Origin of the sequence: Corallincola spongiicola (assembly GCF_004284785.1) — a bacterium.
GTDB classification, from domain to species: Bacteria; Pseudomonadota; Gammaproteobacteria; order Enterobacterales; family Neiellaceae; genus Corallincola; species Corallincola holothuriorum.
The window spans coordinates 1,179,867-1,206,023 of record NZ_SHLY01000001.1; the positions used below are offsets into that span (position 1 = coordinate 1,179,867).

The window sequence follows — 26,157 nt, forward strand, 5'->3', positions numbered from 1 at the left end:
TCTTAATTAGATAGGCGATGCCCCAATGTTAACGGGGCAACGCCTTGGGATAAAGCGATTAAGCGGATTTAACCTCTTCGTCACGCAATTCTCTGCGTAAAATCTTACCCACATTACTCTTTGGCAGTTCATCCCGAAATTCGATGATTTTTGGGATCTTGTAGGCGGTCAAATTCTTCCGGCAATGCTTAAGTATCTCTTCCTGCCGCAATGCTTCATTTTTTCGCACAATAAACAGTTTTACTATCTCCCCACTCACCTCGTGGGGAATACCAATAGCGGCGCACTCCAATACATCCGTATGCAGCGCCACCACATCTTCAATTTCATTTGGAAATACGTTAAAGCCACTCACCAGAATCATATCTTTCTTCCGATCAACAATCCGGAAAAAACCTTCATCATCAGCCGTTGCAATATCCCCAGTACAAAACCAGCCATCGTGCATCACTTCAGCGGTAGCCTCAGGCCGCTGCCAGTAGCCTTTCATCACCTGCGGGCCTTTAACCTGTAGCTCTCCAGGTGCACCAATCGGTTGCTCTTTACCCTCGTCATCAACAACTCGCACTTCTGTTGAAGGTGCGGGCAAACCAATCGTGCCACTAAACCCGGTGCAATCATACGGCGAGACCGTAACTAAAGGCGCGCACTCGGTCAGCCCATATCCTTCAAGCAGTGGCTTACCTGTCTCTTGCTGCCATTTATCTGCGACTGCACGTTGCACTGCCATACCACCGCCCAAAGAGAGGCGCATTTTTGAGAAGTCTAAGTCGGAAAAACCTTCGGTATTAAGCAGGCCGTTAAATAAAGTATTTACCCCGGTGATCACTGTAAATGGATATTTTCCCAGCTCTTTAACAAAGTTAGGCATATCACGGGGATTAGTAATCAACAGGTTTTTCGCGCCCAGCTTCATAAAGGTCAGCATGTTCGCTGTCAGCGCAAAGATGTGGTAAAGCGGCAACGCCGTCACGACAAACTCTTTGCCTTTCTCCAGCAAGGGACCTATCACCTCAGACACTTGTTCTAAATTCGCTACCATATTGCGGTGAGTCAGCATGGCGCCCTTTGCTACCCCGGTGGTACCACCGGTATATTGCAAAAAGGCCAGGTCATCCCCAGTCAGCTCAGGCTTGATGTACTGCATGTACTTGCCACGCGCGAGCGCATGACGCAAAGACAAAGCACCGGGCAAATTGTATTTCGGCACCATACGTTTTACGTAGCGCACAACAAAGTTAACTAAAGTACGTTTAGGCGCACTGAGCTGATCACCAAGTTTGGTAAGGATCACATGCTCTACCGGCGTTTCAGCCACAATCTGCTCTAATGTATGCGCAAAGTTAGACAGAATAATGATGACCTTGGTACCGGAATCGGTCAGCTGATGTTTAAGCTCACGCGGCGTGTAGAGAGGATTAACGTTAACGACAACTAAACCAGCGCGAAGAATGCCACACAAAGCAATTGGGTATTGCAACAGGTTGGGCATCATAACCGCAACACGGTCACCTTTCTTCAGCCCCAAGTCTTGCTGCAGGTAGGCGGCAAAAGCCCGCGATTGTTCCTCGAGATGACGATAAGTCATCGTTTCACCCATATTGATAAAAGCAGGCTGATCAGCAAACGAGCCAAACGCCTCTTCAAAAATATCAAGTAGGGATGAGTAGTGGTCAGGATCGATAAATTCAGAAACCCCTTTCGGGTAACGTTTCAGCCAAACCTTCTCCACAGGCTTCTCCTTCTCTACAGGTGTTTAAGACACCATTAATTATGATTTTAGCTGTGTTAGCACAAACAGGCAGGGTCGCTGGCTAACACCTTATCCGAGCAAGTATGCATCGAACGAGTCAGAATATAAAACGCGCGTTTAAAGTATTTGCTCCAGGGCACATTTTAGTACAAATTTAAGGCATCTGCTTAAACAAAATCACGGATTAGCTCTACCGTATCACCTCCCCTTTCCATATGTAGGTGATGCCCTCCAACAAGTTGCTTATGCCGGGCATCGGCAAACCAACCTAAACGCTCATGGATGGCCAATTTTACCTCTTGAAAGCCACTTTGCCCCTCAATGATCAATGTTGGGCAGCGGATAGCTCTCACCCAAGCTTCCGCCTGTTCGGAGGTTATACGCAATGGTGATAACGTTCTAAGCTTGGGATCTGAGCGCCAATACCAACGCCCGCCGTCCCTTATCAAATTTCGCTCAACCAACAACTCTGCGGCTTCTCTAGGCAAACAGGCTTGCGCCGCCATCCGCGCCGCTACAGCATCAACAAGCGAATGGTAACAACGCTTCGTTACCGCTTGTTTACGCCGACTAATCATCGCTTTACGCAAGATCTGTGGGGCACTCTCGGCAGGCCATGCCATAGGACCAACCGCTTCAATAGACACCAAGCGCCTCACTTTTTCGGGAAAACTGCCAGCATAAATAGAGGCCACCAATCCACCTAAGCTATGGCCAACTATCGAAAGTTTGCTGTCAAACAGGCGCTGCACCCCATACAGATCATCGACGTAATCAACTAAATGGTAATGTCCTTCACGGTGTGCGGAACCACCATGTCCGGGCCAATCTATTGCTAACCAAGGCAATGAAGGAGCCGCCTGCATCATTGGAATAAAGCTCGCTGCGTTGTCTAACCAACCGTGTAGACAAAGCAGTGGATTATCCGGCACCGACGCAGATGTAGAAAGGGCCGCGATAAGGCGACCCTCTACATTCAGTTGATGTTCATAAATCAAACAATGACACCTTATGGCTGTTTGACGAATTTCAGCGTCATACGATCACTTTCACCGATCGCCTCATACTTGGCGCGGTCTTCGTCACCCATAGCCAGTGATGGTGGCAACGTCCACACTCCCTTTGGATAATCTTTGATATCTGCAGGATTAGCATTCACTTCCGATTGTTCAACCAATACAAAGCCGGCTTTCTGCGCCGCCGCAATGGTTCGCTCCTGACTGACATAACCAGACTTTGCTCGCGCTTTATCATCTTCCGCTGGTGCAGAACGATGCTCCACCACACCAAACACACCACCCGACTTTAGCGCATCAAATGCAGCTTTGAATACCATCTCTAACTCACCATTCATCTCCCAATTGTGGAGATTACGGAAGGTCAATACCATGTCTGCAGAGTTCGCAGGCGCAATGCTTAGCGTTGCCGGTGGTGCCAAAGTCGTTTCTTTCACGCCTCCCCACCACTCAGCATTGGTGTCCAGCTTTTCTCTATATGCCTTTCCAACTTTGGCGCGATAGGCTTGGCGACGGTTATCTTCATCAATACCATCAATCTGAAAACTTGCTGCAATTAACTGACCTTTGTCTTTCAAGTACGGCGCCAGTATTTCTGTATACCACCCGCCGCCAGGCCATAGTTCGACGACTGTCATATCAGGCTTTAAACCGAAAAAAGCGAGCGTTTCTACTGGGTGACGATATTGATTTCTAGCTCGATTTTTCTCACTGCGACGACTGTCATCGGCAATCTCTTGCAGCTTTTCATAGCCAGACGCGGGGGTGGTTTCATCAGCCAGAACATTGGCCGAAAAGCCAAGACTAACTGAAGTTAACAACGCCGCAACTGTAACTCGATTGAATCTGGTGATCATGAAGCTTTCCCTCGGAGTATTGTATTTATTATTTTTTATTGCCTGATTAGGCGTATAGGTCGATACCAAGCATACTGCTCAACTGCTCTCGTTGAGGCGTTGAATCAATATCTTGGTACACATCTACTGCTCGTAGATTTTTTGAACTGGGTTGGTCATAACTGGTCGCCTGCGCCTGCAGTAAGCTTAGCGCGAGCTGTTGTTGATCGGCGACAGAAGCACCTTGCGTGCTGCCCACAGGGGCTACGTCGGCAGCGGCAGACGACACCGATGCCTTGGTTTCATTTCCACTCGCCGTCTTCGGTACCGCTGGTCCCGAATAAGCGAAAAATGGATTAATTGATGATATCTGCACGTTCCACAACTGAATTAACGGTCACAGACTAAATAAAACAGCTTTTCGGGCACGTTTCAAGCTTCTCTCGTGAAGTTGCTAGCGCCCTGGCAGTTTCTGCCAGGTCACTTCATTGCGAAGGTAGATAGGTTCAACCTCCGCACAATCCTGCAGCTCACCGTTAACTAACCTTGGCAGCGCCAAGCGCGCCATGCTGGCTGCGTTTGGAAACAACACCCGCTCACTGATATCGACCTGTTCAGCTAATTCAACCAGAGATGAGCCATAAGTTTGCCACCCAGAACCGACACCACACCAATGGCCATGCAGCGGGTCTCGCTGAAGCAACACCTCTGGTTTAATCACTTTTTCGGACCATACCGGCCGACAGTTCCCCTGCTCAACCTCATAAGCTGCCACATAGATTTCCGACATACGGGCATCAATCGCCGCAATCACCTTGCTCACTTGGTGCTGCTGATTGGCCTGTAACGCCATCGCTTCTAACGTGGAAACGCCAATCATTGGCAAGTCAGCCCCCAAAGCTAAACCTTGGGCAAACCCAACGCAGATACGCACGCCAGTAAAGCTGCCTGGACCACGGCCAAATGCAATGGCATCCATGTCACGGATACCGTAACCAGCTTCGGCTAATAGCTCATCCACCATGGGCAACAAACGTTGACTATGTTCACGGGGCGCAAAGCACTCACGTTCAATAACCTGGTCGCCATCCAAAATGGCTGCCGAGCAAACTTCTGTGCATGCATCTAAAGCTAGGATCTTACGGCTTGTCATACTCACGAATACTTTTCCAAACAATTAAAACTTGTATTAACTAATGCACATAACAAGAGGTGTTGAGTGACAGCTATGCCTGCAACTCACTCTCAGTCTCGCCTTCCTCGGTGCCTAATTGACGCAAAAACTGGCTTGCTTTTTCCTCGCACCTAGTGCGAGGCATCGGTGGTAAACTCGCCAGGAAAACCTGACCGTAACGTCGAGATACCAAACGACCATCACAGATCATCAGCACCCCTTTGTCATGAATATCACGGATTAATCTACCTGCGCCCTGTTTCAAGGTTAACACGGCCTGGGGAAGTTGAACCTCCATAAAAGGATCTCCACCTCTGAGGCGGCAGTCTTCTATACGTGCTTGCAGCAAAGGCTCATCAGGGGCGGCAAACGGCAATTTATCAATAATGACGCAGCTTAATGCGTCGCCACGGACATCAACCCCTTCCCAAAAACTTGCTGTTGCCAACAACACGGCATTTCCAGCAGCGACAAATTCTTCCAGCAACAAACGCTTAGGCGCTGTCCCCTGCACCAACACCGGAAAATCAACCAGTTCAGGTAATAGATCAGCAATTTGGTTCATCATGCGATAACTGGTGAACAGAAAAAAACAGCGGCCTCCACTGGCTTGAATTTGCGGTAAAGCTGCTAGCAAAAGATCCTTCGCCTGTAGCTTAGGGCCAGGCTCAGCAAGCTTACGCGGCACATAAAGGAGGGATTGGGTTGGATAATCAAACGGACTAGGCAAAAACAAGGTTCTGGCATCTTTAAGCCCTAACTGTTCGCTGAAATGTTCAAAACTATCTCCGACCTGCAGCGTTGCCGAAGTAAATACCCAACTGGCTTTTAGTGCACCCATGTGTTGGCTGAAACGCTCTGCCACATTCAGCGGCGTAATATGCAGGGAGACATGACGCTTGGTGGTTTCATACCAATAGCTATAACCCAGCTCATTCACATTGCAGATCTTAGCCAGTGCCGACTTATAACTGGCTCCTCGTTCAAACAGCACATCCAGTTCTTTACTGCGACCCACTGCCAGTTTCATCACATCATAACCAAAACCGATAGCATCAATTAACCGCTCAACCCCCATCTCCACGCCAGCATCTTGACTCTTCACGCGCCAATTGCCTCGTTCTGGGTCGACACCGAATTGCAGCCTGAGGTCAGCAGCGGCTTTCTCCATCATGTCAGCCGCCTTTCCTAACTGCTTCATATCTTTTAATTCGGTCAGATAGACACGCCGTAGATCCTTAGCTAGTTCAACAATCTGGCGACTAGAAACGGTTTCACCGAAATAACTGGCCGCGATGTCGGGAAGCTGGTGCGCTTCATCAAAAACAACAAGCTGGGCATCGGGGATCAGTTCACCAAAGCCAACGTCTTTAAGCACCATATCAGCGAGGAACAGATGATGATTAACCACCACCAAATCTGCATCCTTGGCTTTTTTTCGCGCTTTAGTGAGATAACACTTTTGAAAGTCTGGACAGTCTTTGCCGAGGCAATTATCTACGGTGCTAGTGACATAAGGTAGCGCTCGGCTGTCTTCTGCAATGTCAGCCAGTTCACCGATATCACCATTTTCCGTCTCGTTACTCCAGCGTTTGACCCTTACCAACTCATCAATAAGCACTGGATCGCGAATTTCTGACTGCTGAAAAAGGTGCTGCTCCAAGCGATAACTGCACAAATAGTTAGCGCGTCCCTTAAGCAGCGCAATGTCCAAGGGCTTTGCCAGTGCATCACGGATCAGAGGCAGATCACGATGGAACAGCTGCTCCTGTAACGCCTTGGTACCCGTCGATAAAATCACCTTCTTTTCCGATTCAATCGCAGGCACCAAATACGCAAACGTTTTACCTGTGCCAGTCCCAGCTTCAATAATCAGCTGCCCTTTAGCATCAATGGTTTCACCGATCGCTTCGGCCATTTTACGTTGCGACTCACGCGGTGAAAAACCATCAATAGCCTTAGAAAGGGGGCTGTCAGACTGGAAAAAGCGGGTAATAGGATGCAAGTTCTGAACTCTAAAGAGGAGATAGAGATATTCTACGTGAGATAGGCCGCCGCCCCAAGTGGATTTATCGCCAAATCAGCTCTTAGACTTAATCAACTCGCCATCTAAAAGAACCGTATCAAAGTGGCTAAATCTAAGTTTGAACAACAGCTTATTTGGATACACGTCTTGTCGCATTGGCCACTCTTTCTCATTATCAAAAACGAAGCCACTTTCGGAGAGTACCACCGCATGAGCTTGTTTCTTCTCATTGAAGGTAAACCAAACGGTGCCACCAATTTTCATAGCTAACGAGTAAGCAAAATCTTCACAATCACCAGAGAAGCCACTCTCAATATCGGTGTAAATACGAACTTCGTTATCTTGGTCTGTAACATATTCAAAATTGTCACGGGCTTCATGAAATATGGAAATACTCTGTTTTAGCTCTTCAAGGCCCGCTTGCACACTGAAAAAGGGGAGGATCAGGATAATGAAAACAAAGAGGCGCATCACTCAAGTCCAATCACTGAGGTTATGATGCCTGACACCCTATTGGTTGTTAAAAAGTTGTAAAGACTGAATCAGTAAAAGTATGAGATTGGTTGGTAATTCTTTGTCTACGGATAAACTTTACACAATTATTAGCAATAACTACAGTAGGTTACATAGATTCAGGCAAAAACATCTAAATGCTTGCGCGGCGATATTTCAGGTGTGGATGTTGAATGACTTTTTTTACTTTTAGCAGGCGTTACCCTCTGTTCTATTTGACCACTTAACACCCTTTCGATAGCTTCAGCTAGCATGCTTTTGCCTGGCTCAACCTCTTCACCCTCTTCCATATCGCCAAACTCATATGCAATCGTTCTATTCTGGTGGGCGTCGCGCATCTTCTCTTTTAGAGCATCAAGATAGGTAAGATTTTCCATCTGCTCAGATTCAGTGCGCGACTCTTCATCCCTATTAGATATTGGCCGCTTACTAACGCGACTGACCGTCAACCCACTCTTAGTCATCGGTTGTGTGTAGTTAATATTGGGAATGAAAGGAATCAATAGATCCTGACTCATTACAAGCGCCTCCACTACGCCTTTATTGATTAAATTATCGTCAATTTTGAGAAAAACTTAAGTTTTTATAGCGTTACTCTTGATCTATCGCTGTAAACTACGAGGCAGGAAATCGTTCCACCGAATCAATTTCGCATTGAAAATCATTAAAAATGCATCTTTATGCACTTTATTCTGCTTTTAATCACAAAAAACACTTGAAATCCAACGCAGCCTTGGTTAGCTTGAGCACATCAAATTAGTGCCTGCTTAGGCGCGGTTTTAACCAATCATGACAGACACGGATATTTCCATGACTTTATTTCTGAAAGCAGTGATCCATCATCACCATCATCACGAACACTAGCCTTTCAGGAAGATTGTTCGCTGGAGGCTATATAGATGCCCTCCGGCGGTCACACCAGACATACAACCCTCGGAATGCATCGCACCGAGGGTTTTTTAATTTTGGACAAGGAAAAACAGATGACTGACAACACGCGCTTACGCATCGCGATTCAAAAAAAGGGTCGCCTAAGCGACGAATCAAAAGCTCTGCTGAAGGCCTGCGGCCTGAAAATCAACATGAAAGGGGAAAGCCTAATCGCTCATGTTGAAAATGCACCGATTGATTTGTTACGCGTACGTGATGATGACATTCCGGGACTGATCATGGATGGCGTCTGTGATCTTGGCATCGTTGGCGAGAACGTGTTGGAAGAAGAGTTGCTGATGCGACAGCGCGCCAATGAAAAATGTGATTATGTACCACTGCAAAAAATGGCCTTCGGCGGCTGTAGGCTCTCTCTTGCTGTCGACAAAGAGTTCGATTACCAAGGGCCGGAGTCACTCGCGGGCTTGCGTATCGCTACCACCTACCCTGAACTGCTACGTCGTTACTTTGACGAGAAAGGGATCAATTTTGATGTCTGCTTGTTAAGCGGCTCGGTCGAAGTTGCTCCTCGCGCGGGACTGGCAGATGCGATCTGTGATTTAGTCTCTACAGGCGCCACGTTAGAAGCTAATGGCTTGGTAGAAACGGATGTCATCTATCGTTCACAGGCTCGCCTAATACGCCGCGGCGGTGATTTTGGTGATGACAAGCAAGCGCTACTGGATAAGCTCCTGACCCGTATGCAGGGCGTCATGCAGGCCAAAGAGACAAAGTACATCATGCTGCACGCGCCAAAAGATAAGTTGGATACCATTACCGAACTGCTGCCCGCAGAACACCCAACAGTGATGCCGCTGGCTCACGATGACGAAAACGTTGCTATCCACGTTGTCAGTACTGAAAATCTGTTCTGGGAAACTATGGAACAGTTAAAAGCCTTGGGTTGTAGCTCAATCCTCGTGCTCCCAATTGAGAAAATGATGGAGTAAGCCTGATGCGTACAGTGTATTGGGATCAACTATCAACAAGAGATCAAACCGAAGCATTATCGCGCCCAGCGATAAATGCTGGCGACCAGATCCGCGATGCCGTGGAACAGGTATTAAGCAAGGTACGTCGTCATGGTGACCAAGCGCTGAAACAGCTGACTGAAAATTTTGATGGCGTAAAGCTGGATTCAATCAAAGTCAGTGCAGCAGAGATCAACGCAGCGGCAGAGCAAGTCGATGAATCGCTGAAACAAGCGATCCAACAGGCCTGTGACAATATTCATGCATTTCACGAAGCGCAACGTCCAACCGCCCTTGATGTTGAAACCCAACCGGGTGTGCGCTGCGAAATGGTCTCCCGTCCAATAGAGTCTGTCGGCTTATACATCCCCGGCGGCACGGCACCATTGGTGTCTACGGTAATGATGTTGGCCATTCCGGCCAAAATCGCGGGTTGTGTTCGTACAGTTCTGGTCTCACCCCCTTCGATTGCGCCAGAAATACTCTATGCAGCAAAGCTTTGTGGTGTAGACGAGGTCTACTCTTTGGGTGGTGCACAAGCGATCGCAGCACTTGCCTATGGCACTGAATCCATCGCCAAGGTTGATAAGATTTTTGGTCCAGGCAACAGCTATGTTACCGAAGCGAAACGCCAGGTGAGTCAGAACCACGATGGTGCAGCCATCGACATGCCAGCGGGTCCATCAGAAGTGTTGGTGATCGCAGACGAAGAAGCGAACCCAGACTTTGTCGCAGCCGATCTGCTCTCGCAAGCCGAGCATGGTGCCGATAGCCAAGTGGTTCTAGTCACGCCGTGTGACGCCATGGCCGCGGCAGTTTCTGCAGCGGTACAGCAGCAACTTGCCGAACTCAGTCGTGAAGATACAGCAGCGAAGGCCATCGCTAACTCTGTCATTATCATCTGTCACGATCTTACCCAAGCGGTGGCGATCAGTAATCAATACGGCCCTGAGCATCTGATTATCCAGACCCGTGAACCGAGAGCGCTGCTCAATGATATTCAACACGCGGGTTCCGTGTTCTTGGGTGATTGGTCCCCTGAGTCTGTCGGTGACTATGCCAGTGGTACTAATCACGTATTACCCACGTACGGCTATGTACGCACCTACTCCAGCTTAAGCCTCAGCGACTTCTCGAAGCGCTTTACTGTACAAGAACTCACCGCCGATGGCCTGAGTCAGTTAGCTCCGTGTGTCACCCGAATTGCCGATGCTGAAGGGTTAGATGCACACAAACGCGCAGTGACCATCCGCACTGAATTTTTGGAGGGCCTATCATGAGCCTGGGTGAAAAGCTTATCCGCCCAAGTTTAAAAGACTTGGTACCTTACGAAAGCGCTCGCCGCATTGGTGGCAATGGCGATGTTTGGCTCAATGCCAATGAAAACCCTTACAGCAGCGAATTCAATTTGGATTGTAGTCGCTTTAATCGCTATCCAGAGTTCCAGCCCGCGGCAGTAATAGATGGCTATGCTGAATATACTGGCTTAAACGCTGACCAAGTGCTCTGCACTCGCGGCGCAGATGAAGGGATAGAATTACTGATCCGTACCTTTTGCGATCCAGGCAAAGACAAAGTCCTTATCTGTCCGCCAACCTATGGCATGTACGCTATCAGCGCCGAAACCAATGCGGTTGAAGTGGTCAAAGTGGTCGTCGATGAGGTATTCCAGCCTGATGTTGATGCCATCAAGGCACAAGCGGATGGGGTCAAACTGGTGTTTCTTTGCTCACCCAATAACCCAACCGGTCACTTGCTTGAAAGAGACCGCTTGCTAACCCTGCTGGATCTGTTCGCAGACAAAGCCTTGGTGGTGGTCGACGAAGCGTATATCGAGTTCGCTGCGGATACCTCAATGCAGGACCTGCTCAACGATTACCCTCATCTGGTTATCTTAAGAACCCTGTCAAAAGCGTTTGGTTTAGCGGGGTTGCGCTGTGGTTTCACCTTGGCTTCAGCAGATATCATTCAGCAAATCAGTAAAGTGATTGCCCCCTACCCTGTGCCAGAGCCCGTTGCCCAAGTGGCCGCACAAGCACTCTCTACGGCAGGGTTAGAGCGGATGGCCTCACAGGTTGCAGAGCTAAATGGCTATAAACAGCATTTTGTTGACGCCCTTAAGGCGTTAGGTGCTGATGCTTGGCCGTCTGCGGGTAACTTTGTGATGATTAAGACTCAGGATCCGAGCGCCTGCATGAAAGCAGCGATGGATGCGGGAATTATCCTGCGCGATCAAAGCAAACAGATGAAACTCGACGGCTGTGTCCGTGTCACTATCGGCAGTCAGCAAGAGATGGAACGTACCCTTGCCGCGTTACGGGTGTTTTTGAAGGAGGCAGCATGAGCGCCGAAAAGATCCTGTTTATTGACCGCGACGGTACCCTTATCGTCGAACCCCCAACAGATTTCCAGGTCGACACATTGGAAAAGCTGGTTTTCGAACCACTGGTGATCCCATCACTATTAAAGCTGCAAGCCGCTGGCTACAAGCTGGTGATGGTCACTAATCAGGATGGTTTAGGCACTGACAGCTATCCGCAAGCAGATTTCGACCTGCCCCATAATAAGATGATGGAGCTGTTCGAAAGCCAAGGCGTAAAGTGGGATGACGTACTTATCTGTCCTCACTTCGATGAAGACAACTGCAGCTGCCGCAAACCTAAGCTGGGCTTGGTCAAACCATATCTGAAAGAAGGTCGCGTAGACTTCACCAACAGTTACGTGATTGGCGACCGAGAAACCGACATGGCGCTGGCAGAGAACATGGGACTTGATGGCCTACGCTACCATCCAGAGACATTGAACTGGACCCATATTGTGGATCAGTTACTGAACCAGTCACGCACCGCGTGTGTCGAACGCAAAACTCGCGAAACCAATATCCGCGTCGAAGTGAACCTCGACAAGCAAGGTGACAATGAATTTGGCACTGGCGTTGGCTTCTTTGACCATATGTTGGAACAGATAGCCACGCACGGCGGGTTTCAGATGAAGCTCAATTGTGATGGTGACCTGCATATTGACGACCACCACAGCGTTGAAGATTGTGCGTTGGCGCTTGGCGCAGCACTGAAGCAAGCGTTGGGAGATAAGCGTGGCATTGGCCGCTTCGGTTTTGTACTGCCGATGGATGAACTGGAAGCCAGCTGCACCATGGATCTCTCAGGTCGTCCCTATTTTGTTTTTGAAGGCGACTTCAGCCGTGAGCAAGTGGGAGAGTTAGCGACCGAGATGGTGCCTCACTTCTTCCGTTCGCTCAGCGATACCTTGTTAGCAACACTGCACCTAAAAGTGGGAGACGGTAACTGTCACCACCAAGTCGAAGGGTTATTCAAAGCCTTTGGTCGCACCCTCAGGCAGGCGATCACTGTCAGCGGTGATGCGTTGCCGAGCAGCAAAGGGGTGCTTTAATGACCACAGTTAATACCGCGCAAAAAGTCGTTATTATTGATACGGGCTGCGCCAATATCGCATCAGTAAAATTTGCCGTGCAGCGTTTAGGCTATGCGGTCGAAGTTTCAGCAGATCACGACATCATAAAAAATGCAGACAAAGTGTTTCTGCCCGGTGTTGGAAGCGCTTCGGAAGCGATGAAAAATATCCAGCAACGGGACTTAGTTGCGCTCGTCCAGCAACTTACTCAGCCGGTCCTTGGAATATGCTTGGGCATGCAATTAATGGCATCTCACTCAGCGGAAGGGGATGTGGCTTGCCTTGATTTAGTACCGACCGAAGTGGCGGCACTAGAGGGCGGTAACGGCTTACGTCTGCCGCATATGGGTTGGAATGCGATAACGCCAAATGAGGGGCACCCTCTTTTTAAAGATATTCCGAACGGCACCTATTTCTACTTTGTACATAGCTTTGCCGTTCCCGTTGGTGACTACACCGCCGCGAGCAGCGAATATGGACAGCCGTTTTCAGCTTCGATTAGCCGCAATAACTTCTTTGGCGTGCAGTTCCACCCGGAACGTTCAGCTAAAGCCGGCGCGCAATTGATCAAAAACTTTTTGGAGATGTAACGGATGATCATCCCAGCGTTAGACCTCATCAACGGCGAAGTTGTCCGCTTATATCAAGGCGACTACGCACAAAAGACCACTTACAGTTTTAATCCTGTAGAACAGTTTCAGCTTTATCAGGCCGCTGGCGCAGAGTGGTTACATCTTGTTGATCTTGATGGCGCCAAAGACACCAGTGCCCGTCAGCTCACCACGATTGCCGAACTGATTAAAAAAACGGACGCCAAGATCCAGGTAGGCGGCGGGATCCGTTCCGAAGAAGACGTCAAGCAACTGTTGGATATCGGCGCTCAACGAGTCGTCATCGGCTCTCTGGCGGTTAAACAGCCAGAGCTAGTCGCCGAATGGATGCGCAAGTATGGCCCTGAACACATCGTGTTAGCACTGGATATCAACATCGATGACGCGGGCAATAAACATGTCGCCATTTCAGGCTGGCAAGAAAGCTCAGCCATGACTCTGGAACAACTGATTGAGCACTATCAAGCCGCAGGGCTCAAGCATGTACTTTGTACAGACATCAGCCGTGACGGCACTTTGCAAGGTTCAAATGTCGCGCTCTACACAGAGATGACAGCCAAATACCCTGATATTGCCTGGCAGAGCTCTGGCGGCATCGGCGGATTGAGTGATATTGCAGATCTTGGCCCCACGGGTGTTGCCGGCGTGATCGTTGGCCGTGCGCTGCTTGAAGGCAAATTCACCGCTGAGGAGGCATTCCAATGCTGGCAAGACGCATAATCCCCTGCCTAGATGTTCGTGACGGGAAAGTAGTCAAAGGCGTTCAGTTCCGTAACCACGAAATCATCGGTGATATTGTGCCCTTAGCACAGCGTTATGCTGAAGCAGGCGCTGACGAGCTGGTATTTTACGATATCACCGCATCATCTGACGCTCGGGTCGTTGATAAAAGCTGGGTGACACGCGTTGCCGAAGTGATCGATATTCCGTTTTGCGTCGCCGGCGGCATCAAGAGTGTGGATGATGCACGCCGTATCTTACTCAACGGCGCAGACAAAATCTCAGTCAACTCACCGGCACTGGCAGATCCAACGCTGATCAGCGATCTGGAAGCCGCTTTCGGTAAACAGTGCGTTGTGGTTGGTATTGATAGCTACTTCAACAAAGAGAGTGGTCAATACGAGGTCTATCAGTTCACAGGCGACGAAAGCCGTACTCAGAAAACCAGCTGGCAAACCGTCGATTGGGTACAAGAAGTACAGAAGCGCGGCGCAGGTGAAATCGTACTTAACTGCATGAACCAAGATGGTGTACGCCAGGGCTATGATATCGCTCAGTTAGCCAAAGTGCGTGCGGCCTGTGATGTGCCGTTAATTGCCTCCGGCGGTGCCGGCGCTATCGAGCACTTCAGCGACGTTTTTCAACAAGCAGACGTTGATGGTGCTCTCGCGGCCAGCGTGTTCCACAAAGCGGTCATTGATATTCAGGATCTAAAAGGCTATTTACGAGATCAAGGTATCGTCATCCGTCCCTGAGTCGTCAGGCAACGAAGATATATAAATTAAGGAATAACCATGTTGGATCAACAACAGTTTGATGCCCTGGCCTGGGAAAAAGTAGATGGCTTAATGCCCGCCGTGGTTCAAGATATCGACACGGGTAAAGTTCTGATGCTTGGCTACATGAATAAAGATGCCTTGCAGAAAACTGTCGATAGCCAGCAAGTCACATTCTTCTCGCGAAGCAAACAGCGCTTGTGGACCAAGGGTGAAAGCTCAGGCAACTTTCTCGATCTGGTGGAGATCTCTGCCGATTGTGACAATGACACTCTGCTCGTCTTAGCACGCCCGAACGGCCCTACCTGTCACCTAGGTACTGAAACCTGTTGGACACCAAAGCAGCAACCAACATTAAGCTTTATCGGCCAGTTGGAAAAAGTGATTGCTTCTCGCAAAGGTGCCGATCCCGGCTCCAGTTACACTGCCAGCCTGTATGCTAAAGGCACTAAACGTATCGCACAGAAGGTTGGCGAAGAAGGTGTAGAAACAGCTTTAGCGGCCACCGTCCATGATAAAGAAGAGCTGATTAGCGAAAGTGCCGATCTGATTTATCACCTGTTAGTGCTACTGCAACAGGAAGAGTTATGCCTGGCTGATGTATCGGCAAAACTGCAGGAACGCCATAAATAGCTCCGAATGACCAATCCGAGCCAAAAAAACCACCACAAGGTGGTTTTTTTATGCCGCTACACGTTCAACAGTAATCAGATCATGGGGTCGGCTGACAGCGCAACAAAGCGGGGTTGTATTCATAGCCATCCGCACAGGGATACACTCTCGGCTGAATCTCTATTGGCCGTAACAGATTCAAATCTAAATCTTGTCCTATTCTGGCACCATCGCCCCGCGGCACAAGCAAAGGCTCCCTTTGTTTACTCTCGTTAGAGCCATAGGCATAAGGATCATAAGGCTTATAGTCTGGCTTGGTACTGGGTAAAATACGCTGTGACATTGGCTTGGCCCAGAAAGGCTTCAGCTTAACCGGATATTTAGAGGATGTTATCGGCGGGCGCGCCTTTGCCGCAGCAAACAGGTCCGCACTGCTAAGCAACAGACTCAAGCTGACAATGAATGCCATAAAATATTGAGTTAAATGCCCAAATGCCAAGCTGCCTCCAATCATGTTCAGAGTCATACCTCAGTAAAGAGTTGGATAAGCCAGTAGTAAGATTAGTTCAACGCAGCGACCCTAGAACAGGGGCTTGATACCGATTTCAGCAATAAAAAAGCCCGGTGAAAGTCACCGGGCCACCAAAACACTTGGCAAATAATATATATGACTAAAATCAAAACACTCTAATTGGCACTCAGAGTGTGGGTTTTCTCAACGAAGGTTTCGCTTACCACCAGGCTTCAACCTGCGCACCGAAACGAACTTCCCCATCAATTCCCTGGTAGTCAGTCGTGCCGGTATGACCATCATCTGGTTCACGATCTAAGAAATAGTTATTTTTCGCTTGGTCACCCCAAAACGAACCTGCGTACAAACGCAGTGCTGGGCGCGCGAAGAAACCACGACCCGCAGTGAATTCCTGAGCAACAACGACCTTGTACAGATCGACACCGTCATCTAAATCACGCCCACGTTCATCATCAGCCCAATGCCCCTGTTTCACGCGATCATAACCCAGTTCAAGGGTTGTCTTGGTATAGTTATTCCACTTATAGCTCGGACGAAGAACCGCACTGACGCGCTCTTTTTCATCCCGTCCATTAGCTGACATGCCATTCTGATCGGCTTTTTGATAGAGGAAGGCATAGCCTAAATCCACATCTTGATGCAGTTTCACCACACCCCAATCCAGAATACGGAATGTTTTTTCAGATGCTTCGGTCCAACCATCATGCCAGACGTTACCACCACCATGGTTGCCCCAACCTGACTCAGCCAATGCATCCGTGGAGTACTGGAATACAACCTTATTGAATCCGCCCATCAATGCATGACTCACTTCTGCCGTGAAGAACATGCCGTCATCATCTTGCTTATCTAAATAATCATTAGCGTCTTCCTGGTCGTCAGTGAAGTCTGTCCAACCATAGATACCAATTAACTCAAGTGAAGCGCCTTGCCAAAGAGGAATACCCGCATAACGCACATCTAATTTATTGTGCTGAACATTGGCACGGTCATTAGTTGGCTCGTCAATCTCAATACCATCAAGAATAAGACTGGCATCTTCTGTATCCATTTGAGTCAAAGCTACTGACAATTTACCTGGTCCAAGTCCAATCCCCTCAAGGCCCACACCATAACCAGAATTATTAACATAATAGAGGTCCATGATATGAACATCTTTACGCTGATAAAATCTTTTACCGACCCACAAAGTAGATTCAGGAGCAAAATCAAATAATCCTTTCGCTTGTACATTTAATTGACGCAGTGCAGTATCACCACCACTCCATGGATTAGAATCGCCTGCTTTTTCACCAGCAACACTTTGATAATCATTGCCCTGATTAAATTGACGATAGGAAATCATGCTTTCCATTTTAAAGGTGACACCATCTCTATTATATAACTCTTGCCCTAAGCCAATCTCCATATAGGTATCGCACTCATCACCCAAACGCCCTACCCAGTGGCCACCGCCACCACTGCCAAAGCAGGCCTGCTCTCCACCATTTGTGGTTGTTGAAAGACCTGCACGACCATAACCATGAAACTCAACCGCAGCCACTTGAGAAGAAAAAATTGCCATAGCAACAGCTGAAGCTAAAGGCACGAGCTTACTATTTATTTTATTCATTATTACTTCCTTTCGTTTTATTAATAGCCAATCTGGCTAACACTTCATAGCTCGTGGTGAACATTAAAATAGAAAGTTCATTTAAAAACAGGAAGAGAATAATTATGAGAAGAAGGTCAAATAAAATAGGAACAGCGGAACAATGTATATATATATTTAAAAGAAATAATCACAAAGTATTTTACATTTACAACAAAAACAAATTAAACGGTTAACTTAAACCTATAAATTACAGCATGACAAAGAAGTTCAATTTATAGCCAATTAATTAATAATAAACATTATAAATATAAATAATTAACAAGATATTCTCATTCAGACATATTTAAAAAGGCTGATAACCTTGGCCCTATAATCACTGAATGATGTTGCTGAACCCACGCAAACGATTTTCGACAAGCGAAAGTTGCGCTTAAGTAAGCTCTACATGAGAAAAAAACAGGAAAAAAGCTCCGCCTAAACATGCTAAGATACCAACGAAATGAGCAAATCTTCGACTAGATCACAGCTTGGGACACAAGATGTTGTATCCGGTTAAGCAGATGCTACTATTTATGGAACATTTCAAGAGGTTGTATACACGTTGAAAAAGTTACTCACCAGTGCGCTTTTGGCGCTGACAGTAGTGACAAGCGCCCAACTAGGTGCTGAAGTGATAGGGAGCGATGAACGTTCACACGTTGTCAGCACCCACGTGTACCCTTACCGCGCAATAGGCCTAATACAGGCCGATAAAGCTACCTGCACTGCAACACTGATTGACAAGACCCATGTAGTCACGGCTGCTCACTGTCTCTTTGATGTGCAGGAAAACAAGCAATGGAAGCGCAACCCGTACTTTATTCCAGGTAAAAATGGTAGTGCCCATGGCCCCTTTGGTGTCTACCAGATTAAGCGTGCCTACGTTGACAAGCGTTATATACGCCAAGCCAAGAAGCTTAAGCCTGTCGCACTCGCTAAGTACAACGCGCAATCTAATGCTGAATTTCACTCTTTCCTCACCGATGCATTAGATCTCGACATCGCGATTGCGGAATTGGACCGCCCTGTCGCCAAGCGTATTGGTTTTATGGAGCTAAAAACGGTTGACCAAAAGAGCCTAGCCCCCTACATCCATTTAACCGGCTACCCTTCCGACAAAACACTACACACACAGTGGACAACCCACTGCCAAAGCTCATGGGATGAAGACCACTCCCCGATGGGCGATACCCTAGTACATAAATGTGATACCAGCCCCGGCATGAGTGGCGCCGTTGCCTACGTCAAAGATTTCGATGACAAATATTACGCTGTGGGGCTGTTTTCTGTTGGTACCATGAGTCATAACTTTGCCACCCCATTCGACAATAACCTGCGTGAACGTCTGATAGGCTGGAAAAACGGTATAGAAGACGATCAAACCATGGTTCATAACTTCCAACATGAGAAGTATCATAATGTCCATCTCGTAAACGAGTGCCGCTTTCCTGTTTATGCTGCGATCAACTACAAAAACCTAAACGGAGAATGGGTAACGAGTGGGTGGCGGCAATTAGACGGTGGCGAAAGTGCTTACGTCGCAAGCACAAAAGAAAAAGCATTTTACGTTTATGCAAAATCTGCCGGTGATCCCATCATGGAGTGGACCGGCAGTGACAAAGTAGAGAAGATTGGCTCCAGCAAACACGCCAAAAAATACGGTTTAAAGCGCGTCAAAGTAGATTACGAAATCTATACGCCGGTCTATCATAACTTCAATTGTTAAGTCGCAATTGAAAATCAAAAAAGGCGCTTTAAGCGCCTTTTTTGATGGAAGAAATCGACCGTCATCAGTTAACGAGCCTTAAACTGATTCGTCAATGGGTCATACTGATAACCTATTTCCGCCAATCGGTCGCTCACCGACTCTGCGTTCATGTCATAACAGCTGCTAAGGTCCCCGACATCAGTGCACTCTAAGCGGAGCTTCTCATTCACAATACCCAACAAGATATTAGGATCAAATGCGTGACAATTTGTTAAATCCATCGCCTTTCCCTCACTCAAGAGACAATTTACTCCTTCTAAAAGTAGTCAACAAATAGACGCTTTGCTATCACTAACAACAACTGGTACGAGGTGTTGATCACAGAGTATCACCGCGCCCTCGTGCATTGTTCCTGCTGGATGTGCAAGAATAGAGTGAGATGTGATCAGACAAACGAGATGCTATGACATACGCAGAAATTGTTGGATGGGGTAAGTGCTTACCTCCAGCGGAATTGACTAATGATGATCTGAGTAGCTTTATGGAAACCTCTGATGAGTGGATCCGAAGCAGAACAGGCATTGCTGCCCGGCGCATCAGTCATGTGCACACTTCCGATCTTGCCGAACAAGCAGCACGACAAGCCATTGCTGCCGCCGACATATCCGCGGATCAGATCGACCTCATCATCATAGCGACCGCCAGCCCTGATACCTTAGTACCCAATATCGCCTCCAAGGTACAACGCCAGTTAGGTGCGATTAACGCTGCGTCAATGGATGTGAATGCTGCCTGTACCGGTTTCGTTTACTGCTTAGAATTAGCGACTCGCATGATCCAAGGCGGTGCTTACAAACACGCTCTGGTCATCGGTGCCGAGCGGCTGTCATTCTTGTTAGATTGGAGCCAACGAGACACTGCAGTGTTATTTGGCGACGGCGCAGGTGCAGTGGTTCTTAGAGAGACGGATGAACCATTAGGATTACAACAATCTCAATTAGGTTGTGATGCCGAAGGCAGAGATATATTAGCAATCCCAAACTTTGGCTCAGCCATGGATAGATTCGATCAAAATAACGGCTACTTTGACTTCAACTTCGTTGGTCGAGAGATATTTAAACGTGCAGTTAAGGGGATGTGTGGTGCGGCACAAACCGTGATGGCACGAGAAGGTTGGAACCAAGACGATATTGATATTGTCATCCCTCATCAAGCCAATAAGCGAATAATTGAAGCCCTTTGTCAGCAGATGGATGTGCCGCAGGAAAAAGCTTTCGTGAACATAGAGAATTACGGCAATACCTCCGCTGCAACAGTGCCCATTGCTCTCTGCGAAGCGCTGGAGCAAGGACGGATTAAACCGGGTGATAAGATACTAACAGCCGCATTTGGCGCCGGATTGACCTGGGCATCAGCCCTGATCCGCTGGGGTCAGCGAGTCACACCTTTAAAACAAACAGATGCGCAACTCGCTCCTTGTGAACAAACCGCATTGCAACTGCTCGCTGACGCAGTGAAATACTGTTACGAACGCCCTGACGGGATCTAACCTATGGCCCGCGATGAGTTCAATGCTGTCACCGATTTTTGGTTTAACGAATGCGAACCAATACAATGGTGGCAAAAGTCCGAATCGTTTGATCGCATCGTTGAGCAACGTTTTTTGCCGTTACTCGAGTTAGCGATCGAAAAGCAACTTGATCATTGGCGTAGCGACCCACAAGGTCGCTTGGCGGAAATTATTTTGTTAGATCAATTCTCGCGAAATATCTGGCGCAATACAGCACAAGCCTTTGCCCAGGATCCACAAGCACTTGCCCTCGCAGAACAGGCTGTTCACTGCGGGGCAGACAAAACCTTGCCGATCAATCAACGGGCATTTATCTATATGCCCTTTATGCACAGTGAATCGATATCGGCGCATGAGAAAGCGGTCGTTCTGTTTTCTCAGCCTGGGTTAGAACGCAACTTACACTCAGAGCTGCAACATAAAGCTATCATTGAACGTTTTGGACGCTACCCTCACCGCAATGCGACTTTAGGCCGAAACAGCAGCCAAGAGGAACTGGAATTTCTCACCCTGCCAGGCTCTTCCTTTTAACCAGATCAATCCCTTAGCAACTTCAACTGCCGCAGCGCTTGTCTGTTATTCACGCATCATATACGCTTAGCGCCATTGCGCTTCGGCTGCGCCATTTTTTTAATCACAAATTGTATAGGGACCCACTTATGTTCGAGCAGATCTCAGCCGCTCCAGCTGACCCCATTCTTGGCCTCACAGAAGCATTCAAAGCTGATCCTCGTGATACCAAAATCAACCTCGGTGTTGGCATCTACAAAGATGAAGCGGGCCAAACCCCTATTTTAGCGACCGTAAAAAAAGCCGAAGCTATTCTGCTAGAGAGTGAGAAAACCAAGTCGTATCTGAGCATTGAAGGTAATGCGGCTTATGGCGCTGCAGTGCAGGCGCTACTGTTTGGTAAAGCTTCCAATATTGTTAGCAATAAACGTGCGCGTACTGCACAAGCGCCAGGCGGTACTGGTGCGCTCCGTATCGCAGCAGAGTTCTACGCTTCACAATTTGAAAACAAAAAAGTTTGGGTCAGCAATCCGACCTGGGCAAACCATAACAATGTTTTTGCTGCTGCAGGTTTAGAAATTGTGCAGTACAACTACTACAACGCCGATGCCAAAGATATGGACTTCGATGCCATGCTTAGCTCACTGGAAGGCGCTGCTGCAGGGGATTTGGTCCTCTTCCACGGCTGTTGCCATAACCCAACGGGGATTGATCCAACAGAAGCGCAATGGCAACAACTGGCCGCACTGAGTGCAGAAAAAGGCTGGTTACCTCTGTTTGATTTCGCCTACCAGGGCTTTGGTAGCGGCGTTGAAGAAGATGCGAAAGGTCTACGTATCTTCACCGAAGCAAACCAAGAGCTACTGGTTGCCAGCTCATTCTCAAAAAACTTTGGCCTCTATAATGAACGAGTGGGTGCTTTCACCCTCGTTGCGAAGTGCAGCGACACCGCTGAAACAGCATTCAGTCAGGCAAAATCATTAATCCGCGCCAACTACTCAAATCCACCCGCACACGGTGCTGCCGTCGTTACCACTATCTTAAACGACGCCGCTCTCTACTCCGAGTGGGATAAAGAAGTTGCGGAGATGCGTGACCGCATTCAGCAGATGCGAGATCTATTTGTTGCTACGCTAAAGGAGAAAGGCGTCGATCGCGACTTCAGCTTTATCGCTCGTCAGAACGGTATGTTCAGCTTCTCTGGCTTGACTAAAGAACAGGTCGCGACACTAAAGGATGAGCACGGCCTCTATATCGTTGGCTCAGGCCGCATCAGTGTTGCTGGTATGACCCGCAACAACATGGACGCACTCTGTAGCGCCATTGCCGCCGTTATCTAAATCACTGCGGTAGAACTGACAAAGAAAGCTGCTTCGGCAGCTTTTTTTATATCTGCCATATAACTTGGCTGTAGCTCAACAGCACTTCAGCAGATCAGATATTTGCTATGCTGCTATTGGTACACCACCAAACAGCGAACGGTAGAGGCAATGCCAACATGCAGATAAATGCCGACTTTCAAACCTCTGTCTTCATCTCTGCCGATGATATGGTGTGGAGTAAAAGTCCTATGGCTGGCGTGCATCGTGCCATGCTCGACAGGATCGGCGACGAACAGGCGCGAGCTACCAGTCTGGTTCGTTATGCTCCGGCCAGTAAATTTAATCGCCACCAACACCCTGCCGGTGAAGAAATTTTGGTGCTGGAAGGTGATTTTAATGACGAGCATGGTCATTATCGCGCAGGAACCTATCTGCGTAATCCGAACGGTACAACACATGCACCATTCAGCATTGATGGTTGCTTACTGCTGGTAAAGCTGCGTCAATTCCAGCCTGCAGATCAGGTACAAACACAGATCAACACCCGCACGGCTCATTGGCAAGCAGTCGATGACAATATAGTTAGCCTGTTACTCCATCACCACGGTGAAGAGCGCGTACAATTGCTGGAGATCCAAGCGGGCACAAAACTCCCGATCAGCCCAGAGAAAGGCGGCCATGAACTCCTCCTAATCAGCGGTAGTATTGAGCACCGAGATCGCAAGCTACCGTTGCATAGCTGGTTACGGTTTGCGAGTCATGAACGAGATGAGTTCCTGACCACTGAGTTAACAAAGCTATACTGGAAATCTGGTCACCTGCCGCCGCGCTAACGACTTACTTGTCAGACCAAACCGCGTACTCGTTACCCGTAGGATCAGCAAAATGGAATCTACGGCCGCCGGGGAACTCGAATATATCCTTCACCAACTGACCTCCCGCGGTGGTTATCTTTTCCTGCGTGTGGTGCAGATTTTCACTATAAAATACCACTAGCACGCTACCGTTAGACGATCTGGCAGAAATATCGGCACGATAAAATCCACCATCGATTCCAGCGCCACTGAATGCGGTGTAATCAGGTCCGTAATCAATGAATTGCCAACCAAACACCGTATGAAAGAAGGTTTTGACTACATTAAGATCTGTCGCCGGAAACTCTAAGTAATTGATCTTTTCGTGTGTATTCATTGACTAAATAGCCCCCGTTGGCATGACTGGATAGGGATCCTCACCAAAGCCTGCTCGCTGAAATTCAGGTCGGCTTTCTGCCCACTGCGATAGCTCGGACAAGATCGGCAACTGCCACTGCGGAACCAACTCGGGCAAATACTCACAGGTAAAACGCCATGCGACAGCAGCGCTGATCAAAACCTGATCTAATTCACTTGGTTTAGTCGCAGCAGGCCATTGGCTCAATGAAAGCTCCAACTCTCGATAAGCGGTTTCAAGCTGCTCGGATATTCGCTCCAGCCATGCTTGGAACTGGCTTTCCACAGGCCTTAACTTCCACTCATAATAAATCTGTACGCTCTTCTCACAAGCAATCATGGCTAATCCAATGCAGTGCAACGCCTGACTCCGCTGCGCAACATCCGTCGGCAGCAATAACCGGTTTTCTGCGTTATTTTGACTGGCTAAGGTTTCCAGGTAATCGAGTATGAGATTGGAATCAAGCAGCACGGTGCCGTCATCACACAGCAATGAAGGTGCTTTAACGACTGGACTCAGTTTTTTAAATTCATCTATATCACGAAATACCGACAGCGCTTGGTGCTCAAAGGGTAGTTGCAGACATTGCATCGAGATCGCAACGCGCCGCACGAATGGTGAATCCAACATACCAACCAGTTTCATCGAAACATCCTTTTTCTGTTTACGTATCCGCCAAGTATGTCACCAAAGCACAAAAAAGTAGAATCACTGCCGCCATCGCGACTAATTGATAAACCATACGTTTAGGTACAGACAAGCCTTGAGAGTGCGACGTAAGCGGGGTTCGGTTCAGGAAAACAACTAACATAGCGGTCAACCAAGCCGCAAAGAACCCCACAACATTCCACCATAGCCATGACACTTCAGGCAGAAACTTCCAGACCACTGCATTGGTGAGCAGTCCCATGATAAAACCCGTAATGGCCGCACGTTGTCCAACGGAGGGCATAAACACCGCCATTGAAAACAGCGCCAACAACGGGCCATTGGCCATTGAACCAACTTTATTTATCGCTTCCAGAATAGTCGGCGCGATACGCTCAACTTGATACGAGAAAGCGATAGCAAATACCCCCCAACCCAACGTAGACAACTTGGAATAGATAAACAGCTGCCGTTCACTGCACGTTCTAAAACGCGCGATAAAGTCTTCTACAGTACTGGCAGATAAACTATTGAGTGCCGAGTCAATTGAGGACATAGCGGCGGCAAACAGGCCCACAATGGCCAATCCCGCCAATCCTGGAGCAAATTCTCTGGAGACAAAAGCGGGAAACACCATATTGAAATTAGGTGAACCATCACTTGTTTTTGGCAAAGAGGAAACGAAATCAACATGCTCAATGGCATAAGCGGCCAAACCTAAACCCACAGTGCAATAAGCAAGTACTAGGGGAAAGCGGAGCAAGCCGTTCATCACCAGCACCCGTTGCGTTTGATGGCTATCAGCAGCGGAGAGTAGTCGCTGTGCTTGACTCTGATCACAACCATAATAAGCCATATACAAAAACAGCCCCCCAAAGAACATCGGCCAAAAGCCATAATTATTACCTGATGCGAGCCCCCAATCATTCATCAGGGCCGGTGTTCTCTCACTGATCAACTGAAAATGATCTATCAGCGGATCAGCAAGGAATACCAAGGCTAATACCACAGCGCCAAGCAATAAGAACATTTGTACGACGTCGCTGAGAACAACCGCGCGCATACCGCCCATCAAATCATAGGCAATAGTGATCCCCATAAGAATGACGACCGAAAGGTCAAAAGAGATCCCCGAAATAAGCGCTATCACAGAGGCGACACCATAAACTGTCACTCCCGTGGCAACGCCTCGGAAAACGAGAAAACAGCCACTAGCCAATAATCGACTGGAGAGTCCTAAACGTTGCTCAAGGAACTGATAGATAGAGATCACGCCAGCATGGCGCAGGGGTAAAAACGCAAAACAAAGAATCAGCATAGCAACAGGAACGGCCAATTCATATTGCAGCCATAGCAGGCCGCCACCGGCGACGAAACCAACAAATGCGGGCGCTCCCAACAGACTATTGGTGGAGCACTGAGTTGCGATAATCGAGGTCGCTAACGTCCAACTAGGGAGGTTATAGCCACCCAAGTAATAATCTGCTCGGGATTTTTGCCGCCAGCCTAAATAAACCGCTCCCAACATCATCAATGTGAGGTATCCGGCGATTACCCACCAATCCAGCACTGTCATCCGCTCTACTCCCTGGCTATGTTTTGTTGGCCACAGCAATGCCCTCGCCGATGATATAATCACGAGGGTCGCAACA

At 48.3% G+C, this 26,157-nt stretch carries 27 protein-coding genes; 13 read left to right on the top strand and 14 right to left on the bottom strand.

Annotated features, from left to right (window positions below; genetic code table 11):
- Window positions 1-58 precede the first annotated feature (58 nt).
- The 8 genes from fadD to EXY25_RS05195 form a co-directional block, all read right to left on the bottom strand.
- Window positions 59-1,732 (bottom strand): long-chain-fatty-acid--CoA ligase FadD, encoded by a 1,674-nt coding sequence (fadD, locus tag EXY25_RS05160; protein WP_114337869.1) that lies wholly within the window; start codon window positions 1,730-1,732, stop codon window positions 59-61.
- A 188-nt stretch (window positions 1,733-1,920) separates the two neighbouring features.
- Window positions 1,921-2,751, bottom strand: a complete 831-nt coding sequence (locus EXY25_RS05165; RefSeq protein WP_165419266.1) for an alpha/beta fold hydrolase — start codon at window positions 2,749-2,751, stop codon at window positions 1,921-1,923.
- Window positions 2,752-2,762: 11 nt separating this feature from the next.
- A complete protein-coding gene (locus EXY25_RS05170; RefSeq protein WP_130565938.1) occupies window positions 2,763-3,626 on the bottom strand; it encodes a class I SAM-dependent methyltransferase in 864 nt (287 codons plus the stop codon).
- Between the two features lie 46 nt (window positions 3,627-3,672).
- Entirely contained in the window at window positions 3,673-3,981 is a 309-nt protein-coding gene (locus tag EXY25_RS05175) for a hypothetical protein (RefSeq protein WP_130565939.1), read from the bottom strand.
- A 78-nt stretch (window positions 3,982-4,059) separates the two neighbouring features.
- Window positions 4,060-4,758, bottom strand: a complete 699-nt coding sequence (gene tsaB, locus EXY25_RS05180) for a tRNA (adenosine(37)-N6)-threonylcarbamoyltransferase complex dimerization subunit type 1 TsaB (RefSeq protein ID WP_130566061.1) — start codon at window positions 4,756-4,758, stop codon at window positions 4,060-4,062.
- Between the two features lie 73 nt (window positions 4,759-4,831).
- Window positions 4,832-6,784, bottom strand: a complete 1,953-nt coding sequence (gene yoaA, locus EXY25_RS05185) for a DNA repair helicase YoaA (RefSeq protein ID WP_246019501.1) — start codon at window positions 6,782-6,784, stop codon at window positions 4,832-4,834.
- Window positions 6,785-6,859: 75 nt separating this feature from the next.
- Complete coding sequence (locus tag EXY25_RS05190) at window positions 6,860-7,276, bottom strand: hypothetical protein (RefSeq protein ID WP_130565940.1); 417 nt, start codon at window positions 7,274-7,276, stop codon at window positions 6,860-6,862.
- Window positions 7,277-7,437: 161 nt separating this feature from the next.
- Window positions 7,438-7,836 carry a hypothetical protein gene (locus EXY25_RS05195; RefSeq protein WP_130565941.1) on the bottom strand — a complete coding sequence of 133 codons (399 nt, stop codon included), beginning with the start codon at window positions 7,834-7,836 and terminating at the stop codon, window positions 7,438-7,440.
- A gap of 465 nt (window positions 7,837-8,301) precedes the next feature.
- Here EXY25_RS05195 and hisG point away from each other — a divergent pair, with 465 nt between their 5' ends.
- The 8 genes from hisG to hisIE are packed head-to-tail and all read left to right on the top strand — an operon-like array spanning window position 8,302 to window position 15,391.
- Complete coding sequence (gene hisG / locus EXY25_RS05200; protein ID WP_114337862.1) at window positions 8,302-9,198, top strand: ATP phosphoribosyltransferase; 897 nt, start codon at window positions 8,302-8,304, stop codon at window positions 9,196-9,198.
- A gap of 5 nt (window positions 9,199-9,203) precedes the next feature.
- Window positions 9,204-10,499 carry a histidinol dehydrogenase gene (hisD, locus tag EXY25_RS05205; protein WP_130565942.1) on the top strand — a complete coding sequence of 432 codons (1,296 nt, stop codon included), beginning with the start codon at window positions 9,204-9,206 and terminating at the stop codon, window positions 10,497-10,499.
- A complete protein-coding gene (gene hisC, locus EXY25_RS05210; RefSeq protein ID WP_130565943.1) occupies window positions 10,496-11,563 on the top strand; it encodes a histidinol-phosphate transaminase in 1,068 nt (355 codons plus the stop codon). The genes hisD and hisC overlap by 4 nt, the downstream gene beginning before the upstream one ends.
- Window positions 11,560-12,630 carry a bifunctional histidinol-phosphatase/imidazoleglycerol-phosphate dehydratase HisB gene (hisB, locus tag EXY25_RS05215; protein WP_130565944.1) on the top strand — a complete coding sequence of 357 codons (1,071 nt, stop codon included), beginning with the start codon at window positions 11,560-11,562 and terminating at the stop codon, window positions 12,628-12,630. The genes hisC and hisB overlap by 4 nt, the downstream gene beginning before the upstream one ends.
- The gene (gene hisH, locus EXY25_RS05220; protein ID WP_130565945.1) at window positions 12,630-13,241 is read left to right on the top strand and encodes an imidazole glycerol phosphate synthase subunit HisH; all 612 of its coding nucleotides are present in this window, start codon (window positions 12,630-12,632) and stop codon (window positions 13,239-13,241) included. The genes hisB and hisH overlap by 1 nt, the downstream gene beginning before the upstream one ends.
- A 3-nt stretch (window positions 13,242-13,244) precedes the next feature.
- Entirely contained in the window at window positions 13,245-13,982 is a 738-nt protein-coding gene (hisA, locus tag EXY25_RS05225) for a 1-(5-phosphoribosyl)-5-[(5-phosphoribosylamino)methylideneamino]imidazole-4-carboxamide isomerase (protein WP_130565946.1), read from the top strand.
- On the top strand, window positions 13,964-14,737 hold the full coding sequence (gene hisF, locus EXY25_RS05230; protein WP_114337856.1) for an imidazole glycerol phosphate synthase subunit HisF: 774 nt from the start codon (window positions 13,964-13,966) through the stop codon (window positions 14,735-14,737). The genes hisA and hisF overlap by 19 nt, the downstream gene beginning before the upstream one ends.
- Window positions 14,738-14,776: 39 nt before the next feature.
- Window positions 14,777-15,391 carry a bifunctional phosphoribosyl-AMP cyclohydrolase/phosphoribosyl-ATP diphosphatase HisIE gene (gene hisIE / locus EXY25_RS05235; RefSeq protein ID WP_114337855.1) on the top strand — a complete coding sequence of 205 codons (615 nt, stop codon included), beginning with the start codon at window positions 14,777-14,779 and terminating at the stop codon, window positions 15,389-15,391.
- A gap of 79 nt (window positions 15,392-15,470) precedes the next feature.
- On the opposite strand, the gene EXY25_RS05240 is transcribed toward hisIE, so the two are convergent.
- On the bottom strand, window positions 15,471-15,869 hold the full coding sequence (locus EXY25_RS05240; protein ID WP_207232107.1) for a hypothetical protein: 399 nt from the start codon (window positions 15,867-15,869) through the stop codon (window positions 15,471-15,473).
- Between the two features lie 232 nt (window positions 15,870-16,101).
- Window positions 16,102-17,514 (bottom strand): maltoporin LamB, encoded by a 1,413-nt coding sequence (gene lamB / locus EXY25_RS05245; RefSeq protein ID WP_114337853.1) that lies wholly within the window; start codon window positions 17,512-17,514, stop codon window positions 16,102-16,104.
- 583 nt (window positions 17,515-18,097) lie between these two features.
- On the opposite strand from lamB, the gene EXY25_RS05250 reads away from it, so the two are divergent.
- On the top strand, window positions 18,098-19,261 hold the full coding sequence (locus tag EXY25_RS05250) for a trypsin-like serine protease (protein WP_130565948.1): 1,164 nt from the start codon (window positions 18,098-18,100) through the stop codon (window positions 19,259-19,261).
- A gap of 68 nt (window positions 19,262-19,329) precedes the next feature.
- Here the strand turns inward: EXY25_RS05250 and EXY25_RS05255 are convergent, their stop codons facing one another.
- Window positions 19,330-19,524, bottom strand: a complete 195-nt coding sequence (locus EXY25_RS05255; protein ID WP_130565949.1) for a DUF4250 domain-containing protein — start codon at window positions 19,522-19,524, stop codon at window positions 19,330-19,332.
- A gap of 182 nt (window positions 19,525-19,706) precedes the next feature.
- Between EXY25_RS05255 and EXY25_RS05260 the strand changes: the two genes are divergently transcribed.
- From EXY25_RS05260 to EXY25_RS05275, 4 genes are all read left to right on the top strand, one after another.
- Entirely contained in the window at window positions 19,707-20,792 is a 1,086-nt protein-coding gene (locus tag EXY25_RS05260) for a ketoacyl-ACP synthase III (protein WP_130565950.1), read from the top strand.
- 3 nt (window positions 20,793-20,795) lie between these two features.
- A complete protein-coding gene (locus EXY25_RS05265; RefSeq protein WP_114337849.1) occupies window positions 20,796-21,344 on the top strand; it encodes a DUF924 family protein in 549 nt (182 codons plus the stop codon).
- Between the two features lie 128 nt (window positions 21,345-21,472).
- Complete coding sequence (locus EXY25_RS05270) at window positions 21,473-22,663, top strand: amino acid aminotransferase (protein ID WP_130565951.1); 1,191 nt, start codon at window positions 21,473-21,475, stop codon at window positions 22,661-22,663.
- Window positions 22,664-22,770: 107 nt separating this feature from the next.
- Complete coding sequence (locus EXY25_RS05275; protein ID WP_246019502.1) at window positions 22,771-23,478, top strand: cupin domain-containing protein; 708 nt, start codon at window positions 22,771-22,773, stop codon at window positions 23,476-23,478.
- A 4-nt stretch (window positions 23,479-23,482) separates the two neighbouring features.
- Here EXY25_RS05275 and EXY25_RS05280 read toward each other — a convergent pair whose 3' ends face one another.
- The 3 genes from EXY25_RS05280 to EXY25_RS05290 are packed head-to-tail and all read right to left on the bottom strand — an operon-like array spanning window position 23,483 to window position 26,081.
- Window positions 23,483-23,836, bottom strand: coding sequence for a VOC family protein (locus tag EXY25_RS05280; protein WP_114337846.1), 354 nt, complete (start codon window positions 23,834-23,836; stop codon window positions 23,483-23,485).
- A gap of 3 nt (window positions 23,837-23,839) precedes the next feature.
- Entirely contained in the window at window positions 23,840-24,502 is a 663-nt protein-coding gene (locus EXY25_RS05285; protein WP_130565952.1) for a glutathione S-transferase, read from the bottom strand.
- 19 nt (window positions 24,503-24,521) lie between these two features.
- Window positions 24,522-26,081 carry a sodium:solute symporter family transporter gene (locus EXY25_RS05290; protein WP_130565953.1) on the bottom strand — a complete coding sequence of 520 codons (1,560 nt, stop codon included), beginning with the start codon at window positions 26,079-26,081 and terminating at the stop codon, window positions 24,522-24,524.
- Between the last annotated feature and the right edge of the window lie 76 nt (window positions 26,082-26,157).

Coding starts and splice junctions, on each gene's coding strand:
- EXY25_RS05170 (WP_130565938.1), bottom strand. CDS start 3,626: ATGATCACCAGATTCAATCGAGTTACAGTTGCGGCGTTGTTAACTTCA.
- tsaB (WP_130566061.1), bottom strand. CDS start 4,758: ATGACAAGCCGTAAGATCCTAGCTTTAGATGCATGCACAGAAGTTTGC.
- EXY25_RS05190 (WP_130565940.1), bottom strand. CDS start 7,276: ATGCGCCTCTTTGTTTTCATTATCCTGATCCTCCCCTTTTTCAGTGTG.
- EXY25_RS05195 (WP_130565941.1), bottom strand. CDS start 7,836: ATGAGTCAGGATCTATTGATTCCTTTCATTCCCAATATTAACTACACA.
- hisG (WP_114337862.1), top strand. CDS start 8,302: ATGACTGACAACACGCGCTTACGCATCGCGATTCAAAAAAAGGGTCGC.
- hisD (WP_130565942.1), top strand. CDS start 9,204: ATGCGTACAGTGTATTGGGATCAACTATCAACAAGAGATCAAACCGAA.
- hisC (WP_130565943.1), top strand. CDS start 10,496: ATGAGCCTGGGTGAAAAGCTTATCCGCCCAAGTTTAAAAGACTTGGTA.
- hisB (WP_130565944.1), top strand. CDS start 11,560: ATGAGCGCCGAAAAGATCCTGTTTATTGACCGCGACGGTACCCTTATC.
- hisH (WP_130565945.1), top strand. CDS start 12,630: ATGACCACAGTTAATACCGCGCAAAAAGTCGTTATTATTGATACGGGC.
- hisA (WP_130565946.1), top strand. CDS start 13,245: ATGATCATCCCAGCGTTAGACCTCATCAACGGCGAAGTTGTCCGCTTA.
- hisF (WP_114337856.1), top strand. CDS start 13,964: ATGCTGGCAAGACGCATAATCCCCTGCCTAGATGTTCGTGACGGGAAA.
- hisIE (WP_114337855.1), top strand. CDS start 14,777: ATGTTGGATCAACAACAGTTTGATGCCCTGGCCTGGGAAAAAGTAGAT.
- lamB (WP_114337853.1), bottom strand. CDS start 17,514: ATGAATAAAATAAATAGTAAGCTCGTGCCTTTAGCTTCAGCTGTTGCT.
- EXY25_RS05255 (WP_130565949.1), bottom strand. CDS start 19,524: ATGGATTTAACAAATTGTCACGCATTTGATCCTAATATCTTGTTGGGT.
- EXY25_RS05260 (WP_130565950.1), top strand. CDS start 19,707: ATGACATACGCAGAAATTGTTGGATGGGGTAAGTGCTTACCTCCAGCG.
- EXY25_RS05265 (WP_114337849.1), top strand. CDS start 20,796: ATGGCCCGCGATGAGTTCAATGCTGTCACCGATTTTTGGTTTAACGAA.
- EXY25_RS05270 (WP_130565951.1), top strand. CDS start 21,473: ATGTTCGAGCAGATCTCAGCCGCTCCAGCTGACCCCATTCTTGGCCTC.
- EXY25_RS05275 (WP_246019502.1), top strand. CDS start 22,771: ATGCTGCTATTGGTACACCACCAAACAGCGAACGGTAGAGGCAATGCC.
- EXY25_RS05280 (WP_114337846.1), bottom strand. CDS start 23,836: ATGAATACACACGAAAAGATCAATTACTTAGAGTTTCCGGCGACAGAT.
- EXY25_RS05285 (WP_130565952.1), bottom strand. CDS start 24,502: ATGAAACTGGTTGGTATGTTGGATTCACCATTCGTGCGGCGCGTTGCG.
- EXY25_RS05290 (WP_130565953.1), bottom strand. CDS start 26,081: ATGACAGTGCTGGATTGGTGGGTAATCGCCGGATACCTCACATTGATG.